The sequence below is a fragment of the Candidatus Thiodictyon syntrophicum genome (genome assembly GCF_002813775.1).
GTDB lineage: Bacteria > Pseudomonadota > Gammaproteobacteria > Chromatiales > Chromatiaceae > Thiodictyon > Thiodictyon syntrophicum.
Window position 1 is genome coordinate 65,377 of sequence record NZ_CP020372.1, and the last position, 20,960, is coordinate 86,336.

Genomic DNA, 20,960 nt, shown 5'->3' on the forward strand with positions numbered 1-20,960 from the left:
AGACCGAGACGATGGGGGACGCAGACGAGCAGGCTCTTCGCGGCCGCGCGCGCCGCTGCCGGGACGGGCGGCACCGCTCGGACCCACCGCGGGGGCGACGACTAGGTCGTGGACGCCGAGTTTGAAGACGTTAGTCCTCGGTGAGAGCCGGAACGATGATCAAGGCAGCAACCGGCCTTGATCATAACTCCGGCCACACGCCCTTGCGGCAACCCGTCGCGGCCTGGGGGCCGCTCCTACGCCGTAGGAGCGGCCCCCAGGCCGCGACGGATGTCCCCCTCGAGATCGCCGGAATAATGACCAAGGCCGGCGCAACCGCCTGCGGCGTTCCGCCCTACGGCCCTCACGCGGCCCCGCTTGGCATCGACTTGCAGACCGGAGAAAAGGCCCGTGGCGAGGCTCGCTCTTAAGGCGGCTTATCAGCCTCTCAGTTGTCGTAGAAAACAGGAGATTCCGATAAGGTTCGCATGATCTCAATCGACCGAATGCAGTCTGAGCGGTCAACGTAACTTTCCCTGCTGCGGGAAATGGCTTCCCCAATCATTGCGTAGTAAATCCAGTACCACTGTCCGATGTGGTCCTTTTTCCGCCAATAAGCTGGGGTCGGTAACTTGAGCCAAGAATGAACCTCCAGTTTATGATTTCAGGGTAAAGGGGTTAGGGGTAAAGGAGTCGGTACCGATATGGCATTTTTGTCCTTTCATCGACTTTCACTGTAAAGGGTATTGACTCGAATCGCACTGACTTAAGCTTAGGCGTCAATAAATCAGCGACTTACATGCGCCTCGATAAGCGGCCACTTGAGTTGAAGCGGCATTTTCCGGGGTGTTTCCTGGCTTCTATCAGGTCCGCAACGGTTTTTCGCTCGCACAACCTCATCGCAACCGATGGTTTCTGAGATGCTTTCGGCTTTAGTCAGTGCCGTTCGGTACTGACACCCTTTTCTGTCGTGGGCAACGAGACGTGCGCGTGCGTTCATCCCCGCGGTCGGCAATACCCCCGATCCCGCAGCGCGACTCTAGCCGGTGCGGCAGACCTGCTCAATCCGGTGAATACCCAAAGTGGGCCGCATCCTCGGCGGCAGACGGGCGCCGCCTGGCGTAACATAGGGTTTGCGTATGACCCGCCCTGGCTTGGGGGCGGTGGGCGAGGGTGGGCCGGGAGAGCGGCCCATATTGGGTATTTCGCGACTTGCGGGCGATCCCCACCGCGCGTTAGGTTCGCGTCCAATGACAAGAGGAGAGGAGATGCTATGACCACGCAACTTGCCGCGGGCCCGGGCGCCGCGGATGACACCAGTGCGGCACCGGTAACGGCCGCCGCCGCGGCCCCGACGGGCACCGCGGCCCCGACCACCCTGGGTCCCGCCGCCATCACGGCGGAACTGGCCAAACTCGGGACCTCGCCCAAGGGCCTCACCGCGGACGAGGCCCGCAGCCGGCTTGAGAAGTTCGGACCCAACGCCATCGTCGCCCACGAGGAGAGCCGCTGGACCAAGCTCATCGGTTACTTCTGGGGACCCATCCCCTGGATGATCGAGGCCGCGGCCCTGATCTCGCTGGCCCGCGCCGACTGGCCGGATTTTGCCGTGGTGACGGGACTCTTGCTCTACAACGCCGGGGTCGGCTTCTGGCAGGACAACAAGGCGGCCAATGCCCTCGCCGCACTCAAGAAGGGCCTGGCGCTCAAGGCGCGGGCGCTGCGCGGCGGCCAGTGGCTGTCGGTGGATGCCGCCGACCTGGTGCCGGGGGATCTGGTCACGGTGGCCGCGGGTGAGATCCTGCCGGCCGACTGTCTGCTGCTCGAGGGTGAATATCTCAGCGTCGACCAGTCGGCCCTGACCGGCGAATCACTGCCAGTGTCCAAGCGGGTCGGCGACAGCGCCTATTCGGGCAGCATCGCCAAGCAGGGGACCATGACCGCGGCGGTTACCGCCACCGGCAACCAGACCTTCTTCGGGCGCACCGCGAAGCTGGTCGCCGCCGCCGGCTCCAAGTCGCATTCGGAACAGGCGGTGCTGCAGATCGGCGACTTCCTGATCCTGCTTGCCGCGGCGCTGGCGGTCATCCTGGTGGGCTTCCAGGTCTATCGTGATGTCGTGGTCGCCGATGTCTGGGGTTGGGACACCCTGGGCGCCATCGCCCAGTTCGTGCTGGTGCTGCTGATCGCCTCGGTACCGGTCGCCATGCCGGCGGTGATGTCCGTGACCATGGCGCTCGGGGCGCTCGCGCTGTCGAAGGAAAAGGCGATCGTCTCGCGCCTCTCGGCGATCGAGGAACTGGCCGGGGTCGATGTGTTGTGCAGCGACAAGACCGGCACCCTGACCATGAATCAGCTCAAGCTGGATGAACCCATCCCCTACGGCCGGGCCCAGCCGCAGGACGTGGTGTTCGCCGCCGCGCTGGCGAGCCAACGCAACAGCGAAGACGCCATCGACCAGGCGGTCCTGCACGCCCTGGCCGACCCCAAGGCCCTGGATACGGTCACCCAGACCAGATTCGTCCCCTTCGATCCGGTGAACAAGAAGACGGAGGCGACGGTCACGGACGCCCAGGGCCGCAGCTTCCAGTATGCCAAGGGGGCGCCGCAGGCGATCGCCGACCTGTGCCACCTGGACCCGGTGACCCGCGGCAAGTATGACGGCCAGGTCAACGACCTGGCCGGCCGCGGCTACCGGGCACTGGGGGTCGCCAGCTCCGGGGACGACGGCAAGACCTGGACCCTGGTGGGCCTGCTCTCACTGATGGACCCGCCGCGGCCCGACGCCAAGTCGACCATCGCCGAGACCCAGAGGCTCGGCCTGGCGGTCAAGATGGTCACCGGCGACGATGTGGCCATCGGCAGCGAGATCGCCAAGCAACTGGGGATGGGCGGACACCTGCTGGTGGCGGGCGACGTGTTCAAGGAGGGCACCGACCCGGACCAGATCCCCCTGTCCGCCGCCCGGGCGGTGGAGCGGGCCGACGGCTTCGGGCGCGTCTTCCCGCAGCACAAATACCAGATCGTCAAGGCCCTCCAGCAGTTGGGCCACCTGGTCGCGATGACCGGCGACGGGGTGAACGACGCCCCGGCCCTGAAGGAGGCCGATTGCGGTGTGGCGGTGAGCGGCGCCACCGATGCCGCCCGCAGCGCCGCCGCCCTGATCCTGACGGCACCGGGGCTCTCGACCATCGTCAATGCGATCGTCGAGGCGCGCAAGATCTTCGAGCGGATCAGGAGCTATGTCTATTACCGCATCGCCATGACGCTCGACATCATGTTCGTGGTGGTGATGGCCTATGTCTTTTTCGGCTTCCAGCCCCTGACCGCCATCATGATCGTGGTGCTCGCCCTGCTCGACGACATCCCGATCATGACCATTGCCTATGACAATGTGGAGACCGCGCCGCGGCCGGTGCGCTGGCAGATGCAGCGCATCCTGGTCTTTTCCTCGTTGATGGGCCTCTTCGCCATCGCACAGAGCTTCGGCCTGGTCCTGGCCGGGATGGAATGGATGAGCGACCCGGCCCTGATGGCACGCTTCGCCCTCGACCATCAGCACTTGCAGACGATGCTGTTCCTGCAACTCGCGGCCGGCGGCCACCTGCTGCTGTTCGTGGTGCGCACCAGGCGGTCAATGTTTGTGCCGCCCTATCCGAGCCTGCCGCTCTTCCTGGCCATCGTGGCGACCCAGGCCGTGGCGGCCCTGATGTGCGCCTTTGGCGTCCTGGTGCCGCAACTGCCCTGGGACCTGATCGGTATCGTGTGGGTCTATTGTCTGGCCTGGATGGTCGTGATCGATGGGGTGAAGCTGATCTACTATCGGGTCCTCGACCGGCGCGACGCGACTCAGACCCGGTTGAGCCAGCCGATTGCCGCACTGCCGGCGCAGTGAGTGAGAGGGCGGCCAATAGTTCCGGCCACCGCGCCCTTGCGGCCACCCGTCGCGGCCTGGGGGCCGCTCCTACGCCGTAGGAGCGGCCCCCAGGCCGCGACGGATGTCACTCTCGAGCTTGGACTGTGCTAGCGGCGGGCGGTCCGCGCAGCGGACCCTACGGGGTGCAACCCGTAGGGTCCGCTGTGCGGACCAGCGACCTCGCGATGCGCGCAGTGGCCGGGATGATGACCAAGCCCCCCCGCGCCCGCGACCTTCAGGCCTGCGCCGCGCGCCGCGCCGCCAGCGCGATGAAGATCGAGGCCCAGCCGTTCATAAGCAGCTCGATCGCCACGAAGAGGCCGATGACCCAGAGTCCGGACACCGGCCAGTGGGCGATGATGACAGCGCCCAGCAGGATCGAGATAAGACCGCCCAGCAGGGCCCAAATCCACCCCGGCGAGCCCCGGTGTTGGAAGGCGGTCAGGCCGCGCAGCAGCCCGACGGCGATCAGGACCGCCGCGATGATCAGCGTGAAGGTGGTGGAGGCGAGCCGCGGGTCCTGGATGATCAGATAGCCTGCCAGCAGATAGAGCAGCGCCGTCGCCACATGCGCCAGCGTGCCCTTCCAGCCCTTGCAGTAGAAGGCGTCGATCAACTGGAAGCCGCCGCCGAGGATCAGCAGCCAGCCGAAGAACAGGACCGTGATCAGGGTAAGCGAACGGGGCGGCGGCTTGGTGCCGGCCCCCAACCATCGTTCGGCGCATTGAAATGGTGGCGCCGCCGCGGCGGATCAATGCCCCGCGCTGGTTCGCGGCCCTTGTTCCCGTGGCAGCGGATAGCCATATTCTGCCGTATCAAACCGAGCGATGATGCCATGAGGTCTTTCCTGCCCCGGGTCCTGTCGGCACTGCTGGCGCCCGCCCTCTTGCTCGGGCTGGCGATGGTCACGGCCGCGCCGGCACCGCCGCCGCGCGCTGCCCTGTCCGTCCCCGACAAACCAGGGCTCTACCAGCGGGTGCTGACGCGGCCGGCGGCGCGCCTGCGCGCCGCCCCGGGCGGCGCCGTCCTGCCGGGGCCGCCGTTGCCGCCCCTGTCGGTCCTCTACGTCTTCGGGCGGCAGGGCGCCCAGGGCCAGGACTGGGTGGAGGTCGGCGCCGCCGCGGCGGGCCCCGCCCAGGGGTGGATCGAGGCCGGGCAGGCGATCGATTGGCACCAGACGCTCACGCTCGCCTTTACCCGGACCTCCAGGCGTGATCCGGCCCTGTTCTTTCGCGATCACGACCGGCTCGCCGGTCTGCTGGAGGCCGCGGACCTGGGGCCGGGCGTCGCGCGCCTGCGCGCCGCGCTCACGTCCGACCCGCTGCCCGCGGACTTCCCGGTCATCGCCAAGGAGCCGGATACCTACATCGACCCCAACCGGCAGTTCTATCTGCTGCCCATCCTCTCCTTCGAGTCGGTCTATCTGGCGAGCGGCCACGAGACCATGCTGCTGAAGGTGGCCGCCGTCACCCTCCAGGCGGGGGAGCCGGGGCTGCCGGCACCGGGCGTGGGTGAGGCCGGGTCTGCGCCCAAGCCGGGGCCGCAGGACGCGGCCCGGCCGACCCCGGGGCCGGCGGCGAACCGCCCCGTCGGTTACCGGGCCGGCGTGGTCTTCGTGATCGACACCAGCATCTCCATGGGGCCATACATTGAACGCACGCGCGCTGCGGTGCGCCGCATCTATGACCGGCTCCGGGGCTCCCCCCTGGGTGCACGCCTGAGCTTCGGTCTGGTCGCCTTTCGCAGCAATGTGGAAGCGGCCCCCGGGCTCGACTATGTCAGCCGGGTCGTGGCGACCCTGGAGGACGGGCGCGACCCGGCGACCTTCCAGGCCAAGGTGGCGGGCGTGGAGGAGGCCAAGGTCTCCAGCAAGGGCTTCGACGAGGACGCCTTCGCCGGCGTCCAGGACGCCCTGGAGCGGATCGACTGGACCGGTTTCGACGCCCGCTACATCGTCCTGATCACGGATGCCGGCGCCCTGGATGCCAAGAACCCATTGGGACGCACCGGGCTCTCCGCCGCGCGCCTGCGCCTCCTGGCCCAGGAGAAGGACCAGTCCGGCGGCGGCAAGGTCGCCATCGCCGTGCTGCACCTGCTCACCCGGGCGGGCCTGCAAAACCACGACAAGGCGGCCCGGCAGTATCGCGAGCTGAGCCGTTGGGGGGACGCGGGCGACCTCTACTTCCCCGTGGCGGGCGGCGCCGTGGACGCCTTCGGCATCCAGGTGGACACCCTGGGCGACGCCCTGCTGCGCCAGTTGGAGAGCGCCGCCGCCGACCGCCCGATCGAGGTGCCGGAGGGTCCCAAGGCCGATCCGGTGGCCCGCAAGACCGCGCTCGTGGGCCGCGCCATGCAGCTCGCCTATCTGGGCCGGGAGACCGGCAGCCGGGCGCCGCGGCTGATCGAGGCCTGGGTCGCTGATCGGGACCTCCTGGACCCCTCCCAGAAGACGCTGGAGGTCCGGGTGATGATCAGCAAGAATCAGTTGAGCAACCTGCAGGAGACCCTGCAGGCGATCTTCGCCGCCGGTGAGCGCACCCAGTTGAGCACCAAGGACTTCTTCGACCAGTTACGGGGGGCGGCGGCGGCCCTGGCGCGCGACCCGGACCAGGTCGGTCCGCTGCAGGTCAAGCGCCTGGGGGACCTGGGCCTGGTGGGGGCCTGGCTGGACGGCCTGCCCTATACCAGCCAGGTCATGAACCTCACCCAGGAGCGCTGGGTCGCGCGCTCCTATGCCGAGCAGCAGGAGGTGCTGGACGTGATCGAGGAGAAGATCGCCCTGTACCGCAAGATCCACGACGACACCGACCGCTGGATCAGCCTGAACCCGCGCGCCCCGCCCGGGGAATCGGTCACCACGGTCCCCCTGGACGCGCTGCCCTGATGGCGGCCTCAGCGCCCGTCTATCTGTGCCGGGACCTGGTGAAGCGCCGCGTGGGGGGCGGGACCGCCTTCGAGTTGCGGGTGCCGGAGTTGCGCATCGCCCCGGGGGAGCTGGTGGTGCTGCGCGGGGCGAGCGGCTGCGGCAAGAGCACGCTCCTGGACCTGCTGGCCCTGGCCCTGCGCCCGGATGAGGCCCAGTGCTTCAGCTTCCGCCCCGAGCATCGCGGGGCGTCCGACCTGTGGCGCCTGTGGCAGCGCGAGGACCTGGACGGCTTGGGGCAACTGCGCGGGACCCACATCGGCTATGTGCTGCAGACCGGCGGGCTCCTGTCCTTCCTGACCGCCCGGGAGAACATCGCCCTTTCCTGCCGGCTCCTGGGACGGGACCCGCACGGCGGGGTCGAGCGGCTGGCGGAGCGGCTCGACATCAGCGCCCAACTCGACAAGCACCCGGGCCAACTCTCGGTGGGGGAGCGCCAGCGGGTCGCCATCGCCCGGGCCCTGGCCCACCGCCCCGGCGTGGTGTTGGCGGACGAGCCGACGGCCTCCGTCGACCCCTTGAACGCCGCCCGGATCACCGCGCTGTTCCTGGACCTGGTGCGTCAATCCGGGGCCTGTGCGGTCATCGCGAGCCACGACTGGCAGCCCGCGGCGACCCCTGACGTGCGCGTCCTAGACCACCGCATCGAACGGGATGGGGATGTCACGCGCTCGCTCTTCTGGGGCTGAGGCGGCGCGGCCTTGATCATGATCCCGGCGTTAGCCGAATAAAGGCAATCTGTCCCCCCTATTCTCCTCCCACTGAGAGAACCGCAATCCGCATGAAGTAGACGATGAGCAGCAGCTAGTGCGCGAAGACCAGGTATGGATCTGGGCGAGATTGAACTCCGCCCACCAATAGTGAATCACCGTCAGGAGCATGAATAGGGCCGGGGCCAAGTGCGGCCCGTAGACCTGTTCCCGGGATGGATGCTGTACGAAGCGCGCCAGCCCGGTCAGCAGGCGGGCAATGCTGAGTCCGACCAAAACACCCGGCATCATTCGCACCTGGACGAACTGATCACTGACCGTGAGGAGTCCAGCAGGTGTCAGCGCTTGTGACATCGCTTACCATCCTGTGTCTAACGAACTGCGGATGGCGTTGAACCGGAATCGGCCCATTGGCAATCAATGCTCCTACGACCAGAGCGAAGCAGCGACTGCCCAGCGGCGCGAACTCAAGAAGCGTGGGCACCCGCGCGACGATAAAGACGACGAATCGCTCCCCGCGGGTAGAGTAGGGGGAGTTGCCGCTCTGATTTCTGGCGATCTTGGCGAGCTTGGCGCCTTGGCGTGAACAACTGCCCGCGCCAGGCTAATCTACGTTGGCGCGAGGTTGAGTTAAATAGACTGTCCCCGGAACTCCCGGGGGCTCATGGCAACCGCAGTCCCTGCCTCGGAGGCCATTTCTCATTCCTCGGAGTGCTACAATGCGAGACCTGACCCCATCCCCCCCGCGAGACCGGACCCCATGCCCTTATCCTCATTTCGCCGGGAGCTTCTCTACCAATGATTGTGCCGCAAGCCTGAGGGCATTCTGGAAAACTTCCCGAAGGCGTTCCGGATCGGCGATATATTCGTCAATGCGGTAACCGGTCTTGTTCTTTCCCGTATTTGGGCGAACCCCCGCGCTTTGTCGCCATATGACGCGCCCATCGCGAGAGGTCATCGTCGCCTTGACGCTGAGGATGGGATATAGCGGAGGAGCGAATGTGAGTCCGATCATGAGGCCATAAGCATCGATCTCCAAAGCGATAGTGGCGTCATATTCTTCCCCTCTATTTGCGACTTCAAAAGCCCCGGAAGCTTCCAATTGCGCCTGGAACTCCTGGTAAAATATCGCGCCTACATCAATGCTTCTTTCTCGCATTGCTGCTTCTATTTCAGCCTGGCCGCGCTTTTCGCCGTGTAAACCTCCGCCAATAGCTCCGTCGGTCTTCGCGATCAATGAAATGCCGCTAGGAAGAGCATGATAAACGGTGAAAGTCTCGGAGAACTTCAGTTCGGGGCTCACGCGAACTCGCCGGATTGCCTGCCTGTCACTTTCCGAGAGGACTTGCGACGGCGTGCAGCCAGCCAATAAAACAGTGATTAAAACAAAACCGAAAATGGCTGCGCTTATCCGAAATATCATCGGGTGCTTCCGTATGCTGACGTTTGGGCCAAGGCGGCGCGCGCCACCTGAGAACCCGCAAAACGACACAACGCCGGTGGCGCGTGCCCGCTCTTTGGCCGAAGGTTATAGCCCCGAGCAAAGCTCGGCGTCTCTTGCCGGGTGAATGTCCCGGTCGGGTAAAGGTTAGCCGCCCGCCCGTATCGAGTGTTGGTCCCGTTGCGGAGGTAGGGTAACCTGCGAACAACAGACGGGGCAAGCGTACACAGAGAATCCTGTAGGCCGCAGGGGAGGTCGCGCTCCCTGAAGGCGCGGGGGTAAGCGTAAGAGCTTCACATGGGCGGCCTTCGGTCGCACCATCGAAAAGCCTGGTATCGCCAAACCCCGTATCACCGAGTCGCGCTGCTTGCAATACGAACTGGTGTTTGCATGAAAGCTCGCGCTCGCTTGATGAGCGAGTACGACCGGGGAACCGGATGCAGGAAAACTGCACGTTCGGGTCTGTGGCGGGGCCTCCGGGCGACCGGAGTCCCTACGCCGGAGGCTTCTTGGTTTGCGTGAAAATAAATCAAGCCTCGCCCCTTTTCACTTTTCCGTTTCTTAGGCCGCTTTCAGTAAAGCGTCCTGCAAAGCAGCGGGGATCTGGATGGGGAAAAAGCGATCTCTACTGTAGCCATAGTCTTCTCCGCTTTCATCAATTACGCGAATGTAACCGTGTGATTCCGCGGTCTCGTCGGGTATAATTTGATACAACTTGCCGACTTCTAGAGATGCCGGGTAGTCTTCATTGCTGATACAAACAGCGAAAGGCAATTGCTTTTTTTCGTTTGTGGCCATGATTCAGTCAGTCAAGTAGCGGGAACTTTATCTTGAATTCTTTCTTGCCGATGCCATGCGCTTCATACCAGTGCAATTCGGCAATATGAACTGTACCGTCAATAAGCCGAACGTTTGCGAATCCTTTCAACTTTTTCCAGCTTCCTTTGCCGTATTGCTTTTGCAACCGCGGCAAATCGCGTATGCCCGGGCCGACAGCTACAGGCTCAATGCTGGAAATGCTTCCGACGATCTCAAAATCCATGATAAGGATGCGATCTGTTTCTTGCCCAACGTCCGGGCTAAAGCAGCGCGCGCCTCTGATGACCTTGCAAGTTATCACGACGCCCGTGGCGCGCGCTCGCTCTTAAGGCGCAGGTTATAGCGCCGAGCAAAGCTCGGCGTCTCTTGCCGGGTGAAAGTCCCGGTCGGGTAAGGGTTAGCCGCCCGCCCGTATCGCGTGTTGGTCCCGTTGCGGAGTAGGGTAACCTGCGAACAACAGACGGGGCAAGCGTACACAGAGAATCCTGTAGGCCGCAGGGGAGGTCGCGCTCCCTGAAGTGACCTGGTTCAGATCGGGGCAGCTTCGACAGGCCAAGATGCGGAAGCCGACAGTCTTAACTTCCTGGAAGGCAACACGAACCACCCGCAATGGCAAGGGTTGGGAGATCCGCCGGAGTCCTTAAGTCCTGGCATGAAGGAACAGAGACGCTGGAGAACCGGGAAGCCCCGGGGGCTCCCGGACGAGGTGAAACGATGAAACCGTCAGTGTTGGGACACGAGAAGGCGATGAGCCCTGAAACAGCGTGGGCACGGGTGGAGGCGTGGAGCATGGAGCGTCCGGGCAGGCCGGAGACGGCCGCATGCCCTTGGGGTGTCTTATCGGGCATAGTAGTCGGAGGTTGGGAAAGCCAGCCACATGGCGAAGGACCCGACGGAAGTACGCAGCCCGTACAGGCAACTCGCGCTGCACTATGCGCTGGGTTTCGAGCTGTTCTGGTTTCTCGACCGCGAAGGCATTCCACGGGTGAAGCGTCGCACGGCCCGCAAGCGACTGCAAGGGGCGATTCGGCGCGTGAAGGAATGGATCAAGAGCCACCGGCACCTGCCGGGCATGGAGTTTATCAAAGGACTCAATCGGCGGCTGGTAGGGCATTACAATTACTATGGTCTACGGGGCAACTCGGCGGACCTGTGGCGCTTCTACAATGCGGCCGTCGTCTCTGCGTTCAAGTGGCTGAACCGGCGCGGGGGCAAGCGTAAGAGTTTCACCTGGGCGGCCTTCGGTCGCGCCATCGAAAAGCTTGGTATCGCCAAACCCCGCATCACCGAGTCGCGCTGCTTGCAATACGAACTGGTGTTTGCGTAAAACCTCGCGCTCGCTTGATGAGCGAGTACGACCGAGGAACCGGATGCGGGAAAACTGCACGTCCGGGTCTGTGGCGGGGGCTCCGGGCAACCGGAGTCCCTACGCCGGAGGCAATTCTTTGTCTTCTTTGCTGCCGGCTCAGGGCTTTCAGGGGGAAACCGTGGGCTGTCCCCTATTGCCCTTGGTCTGTCCCCTATTGCCCTCTGTTGAGGCGTTTGCCGAATCCCATGCCAACAAGTCCAAGACTGATTAGGGCGACAGTGGCAGTCTCCGGAACCTGGGCGGTGGTTACAGTGGTAATGTCTCCAAATGCTACCCAATACTCGTTTCCAGAATACCCGAAATTACTGGGTGGAGGCGGATTACCAGAAAATATCCCGGTATCCGTCAACGATATGTCGGGATTTGATGGCAATATGCTGTTAAAATCGGAATATAAGGCATTGCTTTCCTCGCTCTTTAGCAGGTAATATTGTGTTCCCGCAGTGAGTGACCAATCGATTGACGCAACATAGGCAGTTGCACCAGTCGGGATGCTGATCGAATGCAGGACTACTCCATTTTCATCATAAAGATAAACAGTATCGGAAAAGCCTTGGTTAAAATAAGTGAAGGATGTCAGCAACGTGTTGAGATTCGCTTGAAACCCGATTCCTGCATAACTCCAACGATTCTCATTATTGCTCAATGCGGGGGAAGTGATCACACTTGCCGTCGCTTCCGACGACATCCACAGTAAAGTCTATCCGCACAGTATAGATGTGCCTAACGACCAAGCTCAGCCGACCCGCGCGCGGCACTACGTTTGAAACTTACAACGACGCCAGCCGCGCGGGGTCGGCTGGAGCGGCTTGTTAGGCATCGCCCGGCGGACGCCGCTTGACCCGCCGCAAACTCTTCGGTGGTATGTGATTCAGTTCTCTGAGAATCTCTGGAACCAGCGGGTGAAGGTGCTCGATACGGTTACTCACGGCTTCTACTACGAGAATCGCAATTGGCAGCGTAGCGAGATTCTGCTGAAACTCGATATTTTGGTCCATTGTCAAGAAGACATCGAACCTCGTGGCAGCAAGCGCGAGTAGCTTCCCGTTCTTTACGCCTGACCATCCGCACCTGGGGACTGTTTCGGGCTCGTGACCTGTAAGTAGCTTGCCAAGGCTACGAGGCAAATCTTCGTCAAGCAGGATGCGCATCTGCTACCAGTCCTGTTCGAGCTTCTTCCAGTACGGCAACGGCTAGATCGCGACTTACCGATGGGAAGTCGTCGAGAAAGACCTCAAGCGCATCGCCGGCCTCCAAGTGGTCAAACAGGGTCCTGATAGGTACGCGGGTACCGAAGAACACAGGAGTTCCGCTGTGAATCTCGGGGTCGACGGTGATGAGATGTGCGTTCATGGAGGCGCCTCGATGAATGACTGAAGCGGCAGTGTACCGAAAGCTGCGGATTGCGAGGCCTAACGTAACGCCCTGAGTCCATCTGTCAAGAAAATCCGACGAAAGGACCCACCGGGCGCCAACAGGTCGCCCACAGGTTATCCACAACCCACGAGCGCGTCGCGGGCGGTCAGCGACGGCCCTCAGGCGGGTTGGCCGAGGGGTTTCGCCGCGGCTTGCAGGAGCGGCGATTGCCGCTGCTGCAAGCTCAAGAGATACTTTGCCTCATCGTAGGGCTTGCGGTTCTGCCAACAGCGAAAGAGGATACGCAGCCACTTGAACGCCAGCGCGCGCACCGCCGCATTGTGTGGGCCTTGCCACGCTCGCGTAACTCCTGGTAGTAGGTGCGCGCCCAAAACGAGTAGCGGATGGACATGCCGGCCCACTCGACGATGCTCTGCCTAACGAACCGCGGACAGGCGAAGCGCCAATGCACCCAGTGCGATTGTCCGCTAGCTTCGGTGACCGGCGCAACCCCCGCGTATTCTTGGATGGCACGGGCCGAGGCGAAGCGCTCGCGGTCGCTGCCGAAGGCCGCGAGCAGCCGCGGTGCGAAGGTGGGTCCGGCGCCGGGGAAGCTCGCGAAAACGGCCGCGTCGGGATGCGCCGCGAACGCCTTGGTGATCGCCGCGTCGTAGTCGCTGATGCCGTCGAGCTGGGCACGCAGCACGGCCACCAGGGTCTTGGTGCGCAACAGCGCCGGGATCAGGATCCCGCTGTCGGTGGTGAGCGCCATAGCCGCGCGCAGCGCCGCGATGCGCCCCGCAATCAGGTCCTCGCCGCGGACCCCATGCTGATGGAAAAAGGTCGTCAGCGTGGCTTCACGAGCGCGTTGCGCCTGCCCCAGCGAGGGCCATTGCGTCAGGAAATCGCAGGCCAGCCCCGATGCGATATCGTCAAAACAGTCAAGGGCTTGCGGAAAGTACAGCTTCAGGTTGGCGGTGAGCGCGTTCGTGGTGCGCACGCGGCTTTCGACCAAGGTCCGGCGCGCTTCGACCAGCGCCTGGAGCTGGCGTGTGCGGGCGTTGTCCGGATGCCACGGACGCAGCTTCGCGCTGTTGTCGGTCAGCAGATCGAGAATGATCTCGGCATCGGCGATATCGCTCTTGGCGCCGCTCGGTTTCAATCCCCGCCGACGGGTGGCGACCAGCAGCGGGTTGATCGGATAGAGTACCAGATGGTCATACTTGGAGAGGGCCGCCATCAACGGCCCCTTGTGCTGCTCCAGGCAAATCGCCACTGGCTGCCCGCTGAAACGCACCCGCAGGGCACAGGCCCACTCGTCAATGGCCTCCGGGCGATGCTCCAGCACCAGGCGCTCGCGCTTCTCGCTTCCCGCCGCCTGCAGGCAAAGATCGTGCTTGCGGTCTGCCCAGTCGATTCCGACCAGCGCCGCGTAATCCGCCATTTCGCGTGTCATGTCACCCTCCAACCGAAAGGTTTCAATTCCGATAGCGACGGGAGCAGACGCTACAATGCGAGTCGTTTCTGCGAATGCCATATAGATAGCCGTCGGCGACGACCTCTGAGAGTTCGTTAGCGAAACGACACACACCTCCGGACTCGAACGAAACGTTACAAGCGTCACACGCTAGCAGCCAAATATTCGTAGCCCGGCGGCGTCGTCAGCCCGTCGTGTATGGTGTAGCACGCCGGGCAAACTCGGGGCGGGGCGCCGACGAACGGCGCCGACCCGCAACAACACATTATGAATACAGTGCTCCAGTCGGAGTAACGTGAAGCCTAAAGCGGCGCGCGCCCCTAATAGCCTTGCGAGTTAGCACGACGCCTGTGGCGCGCGCTCGCTTTTGAGGCGTATGTTAGCCGCTTCCTCACAGCAAAGATGCCTGCCTGAGCTCCACCGAATGCGGTTGTCTTAGGGAATCCCGCATGACGACATTAATAAAGTGCTCTTGGGAAGAAAGCGCTTCGTCGAGCAAGTTTAGCTTTAACAATGATACAAGGATCGCGCAGGTCCGGGCCTGGCAATTTATCGACTTCTCAGGGTTGAATTCTATATCAGTGAAACCCTTGTACTGAAATAGTCGCGCCAAAAACACTTGGTGCGGTTGCAACGCGGTAAGATAGAGCCAATCATAGAATGCCGTCTTGGGAATAAGCGGCCAGTCCTGCCCGAAGAAGCGAAATCCCAAGAGCTGACCTGATGCTCTCAGTCGTTCATCCTGCTTTGCACTTCGGCTGTCTTTTCCATACAAGTCAATGTAAGGCCCGCCAGCTTGAAACATTTTACTTCCCTGATAGGCAGACTCAATGCTGATCTCACCCTCCGGCGTGTCGATCCTAAGGCTGAAGGCGCTAAGACGTTGGCCCAACTTATCTTCCGATTTTGTGGAAACCTCAAGAATGGGAGACAGACCTTTACGCCGTGCCGATTCATGAAGGGCCACAACGTTTTTTTTCTTTTGACTGGCCGAAAACCCAGGGTTCCATTGAAACTCACATAGTATTTCATCGACAAGATGGTCTTTTTGGCCTACAGGAAGAAACACCGGCCGCTTAGCCATTTTTCCAGCCCATTATATAGTCAATAGGAACGAAGTCTGGCACAAGAATCTCCGATTTTCTTGCCGCACGTAACCTCTGTTGGATCAAGGAATCTCGCCAGTCGAGCCAGGTAAACAGGACTTCAAAGTCGATCTGCGTCGCGGCTTCTTCGGCGTTCAATGCGGGTATACCCGACTTGTTTGACACATCCGCAGAATACAGAACGCCGGGAATCTGCAAAACGGCGATCTTGATCTTCAACCAGATTGGGTTTTGGATACGACCATCCTGTTTCGCCGCATACAGCATTGGGTGATCGTCTACAAACGCAAGATGCACGTATTCGTCAAGACCTTTGCAGTGGTCCGCATCATGGCTCCAGTCGTTTCCGCCTGGAGCAGGTATGACGACGTTGCGACGGAGCAACTCTGCATGTGAAAGCAAGCCACCGTGTTGCTTTATGAGGTCTATATTGGCTCGGTCTGTGAAATGCCAAATGCCCTCAATGTTGAATTTGTTGACGATCTGTTGCATGGGTTTCCGAGGCTAACGTGAAGGCTAACGCGGCGCGCGCCCATTATGAGCTTGCCAGTTAGCAAGACGCCTGTGGCGCGCGCTCGCGGTTTAGCCGCAAGTTAGGCTGTTGCTGGGCTTCATAATTGAGCCTGGCCTGCTTTTTCCACCGGAACCCATCCGCTGCTGCTAAGTGCTACGGTCATACTTGCTCTCTTCTAATGCCACCCAACGATCCCGGGCTGCGTGCTTTAGTTCGTAGCTATAGCCGTCGGCAATTTCCTCAAAGAGTTGAATCAGTGCCACGTTAGTTCTCAATCTTTCGCTTTCAAATTCGGCCTTAAGAAAATCAATCCAAATCAATCCATTTCTGCATTGCAGCTTCCTCAATCTTACCTGCCCGTGGCTTTGCTAAAGCATTGAAGTGCCAATTTAGGTACTTGTGGTATCCCCAGTAACTTTCTGGGGGCGGCGCTAATCCATCCCGCCATCTGTAGAAACTGGGAAAGTTACGACGATCCTTCCTTGCGTTCGAAATTGTTATCCAAAAAAAAGCTGCGCCAAAGAGACTTAGTGCTACTCCGAATCCAATCATCAGCTCGACTAGATCGCTCATCGTAATGTGCCTGCCTATGACGGTCCGTAGCGAATTTTCACCGGATATACCAAAGCGTGTGTCGAAGTCCGATGCTAAAGCCTAACGTGCAGCCTAAAGCGGCGCGCGCCCCTGATGAGCTTGCGAATTGGCACGACGCCTGTGGCGCGCGCTCGCCTTTTAGGTGAAGGTTAGGCGTTCTTTGGTGCACCGGAAGCTGGTGCCGACCCCGAGTTTCCACGCAACATTGCTATAGTGTCGGCTTGCCAGTTGCCGGTTAGCCAACTCGCCATAGCAGAAAAGGCGTTTTCGTGATTCATGCTTTGGCAAATGACGATCACTCGGTCTATGGTGCGAATTCGTATATAATTCCCTTGCGAAAGATATTTTCCCGCATCTACGCTGTTGATGCTGTCGACCGGGACAAGAATGGAATTTGGATTCGCCAACGCCTTCGCTAGCGTATCTTCCTTTTGATATTTTTTTGAAAGCCATTTCGCTGCATCCAAAATTATGGTTTCTGGGCTGGTCGCCCATTCGCGAAGCTTGAATAGGGGCTCGAGTTCCTTGACTATCTTGTCAAAAATTAGACCTGCCCCTGCTGGACTTTGGTCAAGGGTCAGAAAGACCACGAATCGAGGATAAACAAACACATCGCCAATTGGTAGCGTGTTGAAAAGAGCAGGAGGAGATTCCGCCATCGCGCCAAGTGCGACAAAATGCTTGAGCGGTTTAATGTCGGGATTGTTGGCAATATATGACAAATAGTCTTGGAGATATTGTTTTTCACTCATTGCCTCGCTCCTAGTCTTGACGATTTGGTTCTGAATTATCGCAGAGACGCCTAACGTCAAGTCTAAAGCGGCGCGCGCCCCGGATGAGCTAGCCAACTAGCACGACGTCTGTGGCGCGCGCTCGCTTTTGAGACAAAGGTTAGGCTCTTTCTTGCATTCAATCCGCAACGAGGTCTGAGCTTGGGAATGTTGGGGTTCGTTACTCACCCCAAACTACGGCCCTGACTTCTTTTTCGATTTTGAGGCTACTTCCTGGATGTTAAAACCGTTTTTTCAGAAGGAGCCCAATTTCCCTTGTCATCGGCTCGCAAGGTGACCCTAACGGGAACTGACGGACAGCACATAGCATCTTCTTTTCCATACTCGAATCCCTCGACTACTATGGACGTTTCCGTATTCTGCACAAGCTTCCCGACATTCGCTCTGGAGTGTATGCCGTTGTCGAACGTGACCGCTGGATATGATTTATCTGTATCAATCATAAACCTGTTTCCATCGCCGACAGTGACAATGGCAATTTCTTGACTTCCCGTAGGGGTGCCTGACCCGCCTGGAACTCCGTCAAGGCAATACTTCAAGTCCCATAGGACGGCGTACGTAGCCTTTCTAGCCGACCTCCCTCTATCCAGCGGCACTAAGGTTGCTATGTTCTCTGGACCAACATTAACGTCTGCACAAGAAATTGAACTTCCATAGGCGTTTACAACGCGAACAATTTTTTCCGCAATCTTCCCGCTCGGCGGCTGTGCCATTGCTAGTGCAGGCGCGATAGACAAAACGAGAAATGCGCTGCGCACTAACCTTACTTGCGTAAGCATCCTGGTTCCTCGATGTACTGCGCCAATAATCAAAGATGTGGAGGCCGGGCAGCGCCCGGCACTCTTACAGGATAAGAGCCAACGCTTTAGTTCGGCTGAGCATCCTGGGTTATGTGAGGTTGATGCCCGGAGTGGTGCGTTCCTCCTGAGTAATGACAATACTGTTCGCACCATTGAAGCGGGTCTCGATTGGCAAGACTCCATTGTGTTTGAACGGCAGTAGGAAGCGAATCTTTCCTTATCGGGCGAACAGTCAAAACGCGCTCGTCAACGTCGACCGACTCGATAAGACACTCATCTTCATCTAAATGAAAATGCCTATGAATTAGTGTCACGCCAAAGCGATCAAGTTTACCGTGTTCTTCGAGAACTTTTCTAAGCTCTGCGAAACAGGCTGCATCGCTTGCGTCTAGATCGTGCGACATCGTTTCCATGTCGGGGATCTTTGCCCATTGAACCGGTTGCACAACGATTTGCTGCATACGAGTAACCTCTAGTTAAAGCCTAACACGTGAAGCCGAAAGCGACGCACGCCCGCACGGAGCCTGCGAATTAGCACGACGCCCGTAAAGCGCGCTCGCTCTTAAGCCAAAAGCTATTTGCTGTTTCAAATTCGCCTTGCCCCTTTTTCCCCCTTTTTCGCCCGAAATATCTACTTGGTAATCGTCGCAAAAGCGATCACAGCCAAAAGCAGAATTTCTATCAACTGTCCCCAATGCATGAGGAAGGCGCTCAATTGATATTCCATACAATACTCCTACGGTGTGTTCTTTGGCCTAACGAATAAGCGTTTATCCGTCGTGCGCGCCCAACTGACCCCGAGTCGGAGCGCGACGCCGCGCGCGCACGACGGATAAACGTTTGTTGGACTAATCCGCTCCTGGCACGACGCCTGCTGCGGCCGCGGTCCTCTTTAAGAGAGGGAATTGTATCCCTGAGGCCGGGGCGCCGGTCGGTCCCGGACCACGTTGCAGCACCCGGATGCCGCTCGGTGCGGCACCAAGCGGGCCTCCGCAGGGCTCCGCGGGGCTGGACAACGGGCTATTGAGGACGAAGTGTAGCCCATTTCCCGGATGTTGGGCGAGCGCGAACGCAGGCCGCGGGCGGCCTGTCCCGGACGGCCGGCGGGCGCTGAGGCTTAGCAGGTGGCGGGCATCAGCGAAACCCCCTGACCACGCCGTAGCGGGGCCAGGTGCGCGGTGACGTGCAAGCGCCCAGTGCGGCACTTGGGACAGGGATAGCCGTCAAAGGGCGCCGTCGCCGCCGGTGCCGTGGCGGGTTCCGGCGTCGGCGGCGGGGCCGCCAGCGCCGCACGGATCAGCGCCAGACAGCGCGCCCGGCAGCGGTTGGCCAGGAAACCGAAATGACGAACGCGCATGAACCCTTTGGGTAAGACGTGCAGCAGGAAGCGCCGGATCAGTTCCTCGCCGGTCAGGGTCATGACCTTGTTGCGACTGCCGTCGCGGTAGTCCTTGTAGCGGACGTCCACCGTGTCGTCCTCTTCATCGAAGGCCAGCAGCCGCCGGTCCGACAGGGCGATGCGATGGCTGTAGCGGCCCAAGTACTCGATCACGGTGTCGGTGCGCGCCAGACAAGGCTTGGAATAGACCACCCACTCGGGCTGCATCAGGGCGTTGAGGACGCGGTCAACCTCCGCGGCCGTGAGGCGCGACAGTCGCCCGTCTTTGAAGGCCCGGCGCAACCGGCTGACCAAACCGCCGCGGAAGTGCCGCGACAGCGCCCGCACCGGGAACAGATAGGTACTCTTGGCCGGATGCCAGGTCCCGTCGGCGCCAAAGGCCCCGCCCGGCACCAGACAGTGCAGGTGGACATGGCGTACCAGCGTCTGCCCCCAGGTGTGCAGCATCGCCGTCATCCCCAACTGCCCGTCCAGGCGCTTGGGGTCCTCAGCGAAGGCGGACAGGGTCGCCCACACCGTCTCGAACAGCAAGGCGTAGATCACCTCGGGGTGGACCTCGACCCAGCCGTTGAGGGTGTCGGGTAGCGTGAAGACCAGATGGTGATAGGTCACCGGCAGCACCGCCGCACGCTGGCGTTCGACCCATTCCTCGGAGGCCCGGCGTTGGCAGCGCGGGCAATGGCGATCACGGCAGGCGTGATAGAGGAAGGGGCAATCCCCACACTGGTCGCATTCCAGGGCGAAGCCGCCCAGCGCGGCGGTACGACAGTCCAGGATGTGATGACAGACCTGCCATTGGTGCGGGCTCAACGGGTGATGTTCGGCATAACCGGACAGGCACGCCGCCATGACCGCTTGCAGGGAGGTATTAGCCATGGCCGGCCTCCAATTGGGCAAGCAGGTCCAGGGTCCCTTCGCCCTCGCTGGCACTGGGCAGCCAATGCACATAGCGCAGGGTGGTCTGGATGCTGCGGTGGCCCATCAACCGTTGCAGGCGCTCCACCGACAACCCGCCCGCCAATTGATGGGTGGCGTAGGCGTGGCGCAGCCCATGGATCCCGCCGACCGTGGTTACGCCGGCCTGGCGCTTGGCGTCGGTGAAGGCCTTCTGCAAGCCGGTCGGCGACAGCGGCGTCCCGGCGCGCCCGGCGAACAGCCAATCCGCTGGCCGATAGAGGCGCCAATAGTCCCGCAACGCCTCCAGCAGGGTCGGTGAGAGTGGGACCAGGCGGTCCTTCGCCCCCTTGCCCTGGGTGATCCGCAGCAGTCGGCGCTCGCCGTCGATGTCCTGCACCCGCAGGGCCAGGACTTCGCTCAGGCGCAGTCCGCAGCCATAGCAGACCGTCAACATCATGCGGTAACGCGGATTGTCGCAGGCGGCCAGGATGGCGGCGACCGCGCCGCGGGTGAGCAGCTCCGGGATGCGCTGCGGGCGCTTGGGTAAGGTGACCTCCAGGTCGACCGTCGGCCAGCCGAGCACCCGCAGATAGAAGAAGCGGATGCCGTTGTACATCAGCCGCACGCTGGCCGGGGCCAAACTGCGCTGCACCACCAGATGCTCGAAGTAGCGCGTGAGATCGGCGTGCTCCAGGGTGTCCGGGGAGCGCCGGGTGAATTTGGCGAGGTCACGCACCGCGTCGAGATAGCTTTCGTGGGTGCGCGGCGAGAAGCCATGCATCTGCATGGCCGTGATCATCTGCTGACGCAGGGGTGTCATCGTCTGGTTCTCGGTCAACGACCCGGAGTGGGCCGTTACGAGTGTGGAC

20 protein-coding genes are annotated in these 20,960 nt (G+C 61.3%); 4 read left to right on the forward strand and 16 right to left on the reverse strand.

The window, feature by feature from the left end; all coding sequences use genetic code 11:
* The first annotated feature begins 1,252 nt into the window (after positions 1-1,252).
* Positions 1,253-3,874: a plasma-membrane proton-efflux P-type ATPase gene (locus THSYN_RS31525; RefSeq protein WP_100923033.1), complete on the forward strand. Its 2,622-nt coding sequence runs from the start codon at positions 1,253-1,255 to the stop codon at positions 3,872-3,874.
* Between the two features lie 256 nt (positions 3,875-4,130).
* On the opposite strand, the gene THSYN_RS31530 is transcribed toward THSYN_RS31525, so the two are convergent.
* A complete protein-coding gene (locus THSYN_RS31530; RefSeq protein ID WP_100923034.1) occupies positions 4,131-4,604 on the reverse strand; it encodes an HdeD family acid-resistance protein in 474 nt (157 codons plus the stop codon).
* A gap of 126 nt (positions 4,605-4,730) precedes the next feature.
* Between THSYN_RS31530 and THSYN_RS31535 the strand changes: the two genes are divergently transcribed.
* Positions 4,731-6,779 carry a vWA domain-containing protein gene (locus THSYN_RS31535; RefSeq protein ID WP_100923035.1) on the forward strand — a complete coding sequence of 683 codons (2,049 nt, stop codon included), beginning with the start codon at positions 4,731-4,733 and terminating at the stop codon, positions 6,777-6,779.
* Positions 6,779-7,507, forward strand: a complete 729-nt coding sequence (locus THSYN_RS31540) for an ABC transporter ATP-binding protein (RefSeq protein ID WP_100923036.1) — start codon at positions 6,779-6,781, stop codon at positions 7,505-7,507. Before THSYN_RS31535 ends, THSYN_RS31540 begins: the two co-directional genes overlap by 1 nt.
* 793 nt (positions 7,508-8,300) lie before the next feature.
* On the opposite strand, the gene THSYN_RS31550 is transcribed toward THSYN_RS31540, so the two are convergent.
* From THSYN_RS31550 to THSYN_RS31560, 3 genes are all read right to left on the reverse strand, one after another.
* Positions 8,301-8,831, reverse strand: coding sequence for a hypothetical protein (locus THSYN_RS31550; protein WP_157818076.1), 531 nt, complete (start codon positions 8,829-8,831; stop codon positions 8,301-8,303).
* Positions 8,832-9,530: 699 nt separating this feature from the next.
* The gene (locus tag THSYN_RS31555; RefSeq protein ID WP_100923039.1) at positions 9,531-9,767 is read right to left on the reverse strand and encodes a hypothetical protein; all 237 of its coding nucleotides are present in this window, start codon (positions 9,765-9,767) and stop codon (positions 9,531-9,533) included.
* Positions 9,768-9,774: 7 nt separating this feature from the next.
* Positions 9,775-10,011, reverse strand: a complete 237-nt coding sequence (locus tag THSYN_RS31560) for a hypothetical protein (RefSeq protein ID WP_100923040.1) — start codon at positions 10,009-10,011, stop codon at positions 9,775-9,777.
* 654 nt (positions 10,012-10,665) lie between these two features.
* Between THSYN_RS31560 and THSYN_RS31565 the strand changes: the two genes are divergently transcribed.
* Positions 10,666-11,115 carry a group II intron maturase-specific domain-containing protein gene (locus THSYN_RS31565; RefSeq protein ID WP_100923041.1) on the forward strand — a complete coding sequence of 150 codons (450 nt, stop codon included), beginning with the start codon at positions 10,666-10,668 and terminating at the stop codon, positions 11,113-11,115.
* A gap of 193 nt (positions 11,116-11,308) precedes the next feature.
* Here THSYN_RS31565 and THSYN_RS34585 read toward each other — a convergent pair whose 3' ends face one another.
* The 12 genes from THSYN_RS34585 to THSYN_RS31600 all read right to left on the reverse strand — a co-directional run bounded on the left by THSYN_RS34585 (position 11,309) and on the right by THSYN_RS31600 (position 20,911).
* Complete coding sequence (locus tag THSYN_RS34585; protein WP_157818077.1) at positions 11,309-11,821, reverse strand: PEP-CTERM sorting domain-containing protein; 513 nt, start codon at positions 11,819-11,821, stop codon at positions 11,309-11,311.
* 148 nt (positions 11,822-11,969) lie between these two features.
* Positions 11,970-12,308 (reverse strand): DUF5615 family PIN-like protein, encoded by a 339-nt coding sequence (locus THSYN_RS37085; RefSeq protein ID WP_100923042.1) that lies wholly within the window; start codon positions 12,306-12,308, stop codon positions 11,970-11,972.
* Entirely contained in the window at positions 12,292-12,510 is a 219-nt protein-coding gene (locus tag THSYN_RS31575; protein ID WP_100923043.1) for a DUF433 domain-containing protein, read from the reverse strand. Before THSYN_RS31575 ends, THSYN_RS37085 begins: the two co-directional genes overlap by 17 nt.
* A 247-nt stretch (positions 12,511-12,757) precedes the next feature.
* On the reverse strand, positions 12,758-13,969 hold the full coding sequence (locus tag THSYN_RS31580) for an IS110 family RNA-guided transposase (RefSeq protein ID WP_236849056.1): 1,212 nt from the start codon (positions 13,967-13,969) through the stop codon (positions 12,758-12,760).
* Between the two features lie 412 nt (positions 13,970-14,381).
* Entirely contained in the window at positions 14,382-15,074 is a 693-nt protein-coding gene (locus THSYN_RS31585) for a DarT1-associated NADAR antitoxin family protein (protein ID WP_100923044.1), read from the reverse strand.
* Entirely contained in the window at positions 15,067-15,588 is a 522-nt protein-coding gene (locus THSYN_RS31590) for a DarT ssDNA thymidine ADP-ribosyltransferase family protein (protein ID WP_100923045.1), read from the reverse strand. Before THSYN_RS31590 ends, THSYN_RS31585 begins: the two co-directional genes overlap by 8 nt.
* A gap of 328 nt (positions 15,589-15,916) precedes the next feature.
* Positions 15,917-16,183, reverse strand: coding sequence for a hypothetical protein (locus THSYN_RS34595; RefSeq protein WP_157818079.1), 267 nt, complete (start codon positions 16,181-16,183; stop codon positions 15,917-15,919).
* 170 nt (positions 16,184-16,353) lie between these two features.
* Complete coding sequence (locus THSYN_RS34600; RefSeq protein WP_157818080.1) at positions 16,354-16,956, reverse strand: hypothetical protein; 603 nt, start codon at positions 16,954-16,956, stop codon at positions 16,354-16,356.
* A 245-nt stretch (positions 16,957-17,201) separates the two neighbouring features.
* Positions 17,202-17,774, reverse strand: coding sequence for a hypothetical protein (locus THSYN_RS34605; protein WP_157639659.1), 573 nt, complete (start codon positions 17,772-17,774; stop codon positions 17,202-17,204).
* Between the two features lie 86 nt (positions 17,775-17,860).
* Positions 17,861-18,256 (reverse strand): hypothetical protein, encoded by a 396-nt coding sequence (locus THSYN_RS34610; RefSeq protein WP_157639661.1) that lies wholly within the window; start codon positions 18,254-18,256, stop codon positions 17,861-17,863.
* A gap of 656 nt (positions 18,257-18,912) precedes the next feature.
* The gene (locus THSYN_RS31595) at positions 18,913-20,070 is read right to left on the reverse strand and encodes an IS91 family transposase (protein WP_100917452.1); all 1,158 of its coding nucleotides are present in this window, start codon (positions 20,068-20,070) and stop codon (positions 18,913-18,915) included.
* Positions 20,063-20,911, reverse strand: a complete 849-nt coding sequence (locus THSYN_RS31600) for a tyrosine-type recombinase/integrase (protein ID WP_100917453.1) — start codon at positions 20,909-20,911, stop codon at positions 20,063-20,065. The genes THSYN_RS31595 and THSYN_RS31600 overlap by 8 nt, the downstream gene beginning before the upstream one ends.
* Positions 20,912-20,960 lie beyond the last annotated feature (49 nt).

Coding starts and splice junctions, on each gene's coding strand:
- THSYN_RS31595 (WP_100917452.1), bottom strand. CDS start 20,070: ATGGCTAATACCTCCCTGCAAGCGGTCATGGCGGCGTGCCTGTCCGGT.
- THSYN_RS31565 (WP_100923041.1), top strand. CDS start 10,666: ATGGCGAAGGACCCGACGGAAGTACGCAGCCCGTACAGGCAACTCGCG.
- THSYN_RS31590 (WP_100923045.1), bottom strand. CDS start 15,588: ATGCAACAGATCGTCAACAAATTCAACATTGAGGGCATTTGGCATTTC.
- THSYN_RS34600 (WP_157818080.1), bottom strand. CDS start 16,956: ATGAGTGAAAAACAATATCTCCAAGACTATTTGTCATATATTGCCAAC.
- THSYN_RS34595 (WP_157818079.1), bottom strand. CDS start 16,183: ATGAGCGATCTAGTCGAGCTGATGATTGGATTCGGAGTAGCACTAAGT.
- THSYN_RS31585 (WP_100923044.1), bottom strand. CDS start 15,074: ATGGCTAAGCGGCCGGTGTTTCTTCCTGTAGGCCAAAAAGACCATCTT.
- THSYN_RS31535 (WP_100923035.1), top strand. CDS start 4,731: ATGAGGTCTTTCCTGCCCCGGGTCCTGTCGGCACTGCTGGCGCCCGCC.
- THSYN_RS31555 (WP_100923039.1), bottom strand. CDS start 9,767: ATGGCCACAAACGAAAAAAAGCAATTGCCTTTCGCTGTTTGTATCAGC.
- THSYN_RS31575 (WP_100923043.1), bottom strand. CDS start 12,510: ATGAACGCACATCTCATCACCGTCGACCCCGAGATTCACAGCGGAACT.
- THSYN_RS31580 (WP_236849056.1), bottom strand. CDS start 13,969: ATGACACGCGAAATGGCGGATTACGCGGCGCTGGTCGGAATCGACTGG.
- THSYN_RS31540 (WP_100923036.1), top strand. CDS start 6,779: ATGGCGGCCTCAGCGCCCGTCTATCTGTGCCGGGACCTGGTGAAGCGC.
- THSYN_RS31600 (WP_100917453.1), bottom strand. CDS start 20,911: ATGACACCCCTGCGTCAGCAGATGATCACGGCCATGCAGATGCATGGC.
- THSYN_RS31560 (WP_100923040.1), bottom strand. CDS start 10,011: ATGGATTTTGAGATCGTCGGAAGCATTTCCAGCATTGAGCCTGTAGCT.
- THSYN_RS37085 (WP_100923042.1), bottom strand. CDS start 12,308: ATGCGCATCCTGCTTGACGAAGATTTGCCTCGTAGCCTTGGCAAGCTA.
- THSYN_RS31525 (WP_100923033.1), top strand. CDS start 1,253: ATGACCACGCAACTTGCCGCGGGCCCGGGCGCCGCGGATGACACCAGT.
- THSYN_RS34605 (WP_157639659.1), bottom strand. CDS start 17,774: ATGCTTACGCAAGTAAGGTTAGTGCGCAGCGCATTTCTCGTTTTGTCT.
- THSYN_RS34610 (WP_157639661.1), bottom strand. CDS start 18,256: ATGCAGCAAATCGTTGTGCAACCGGTTCAATGGGCAAAGATCCCCGAC.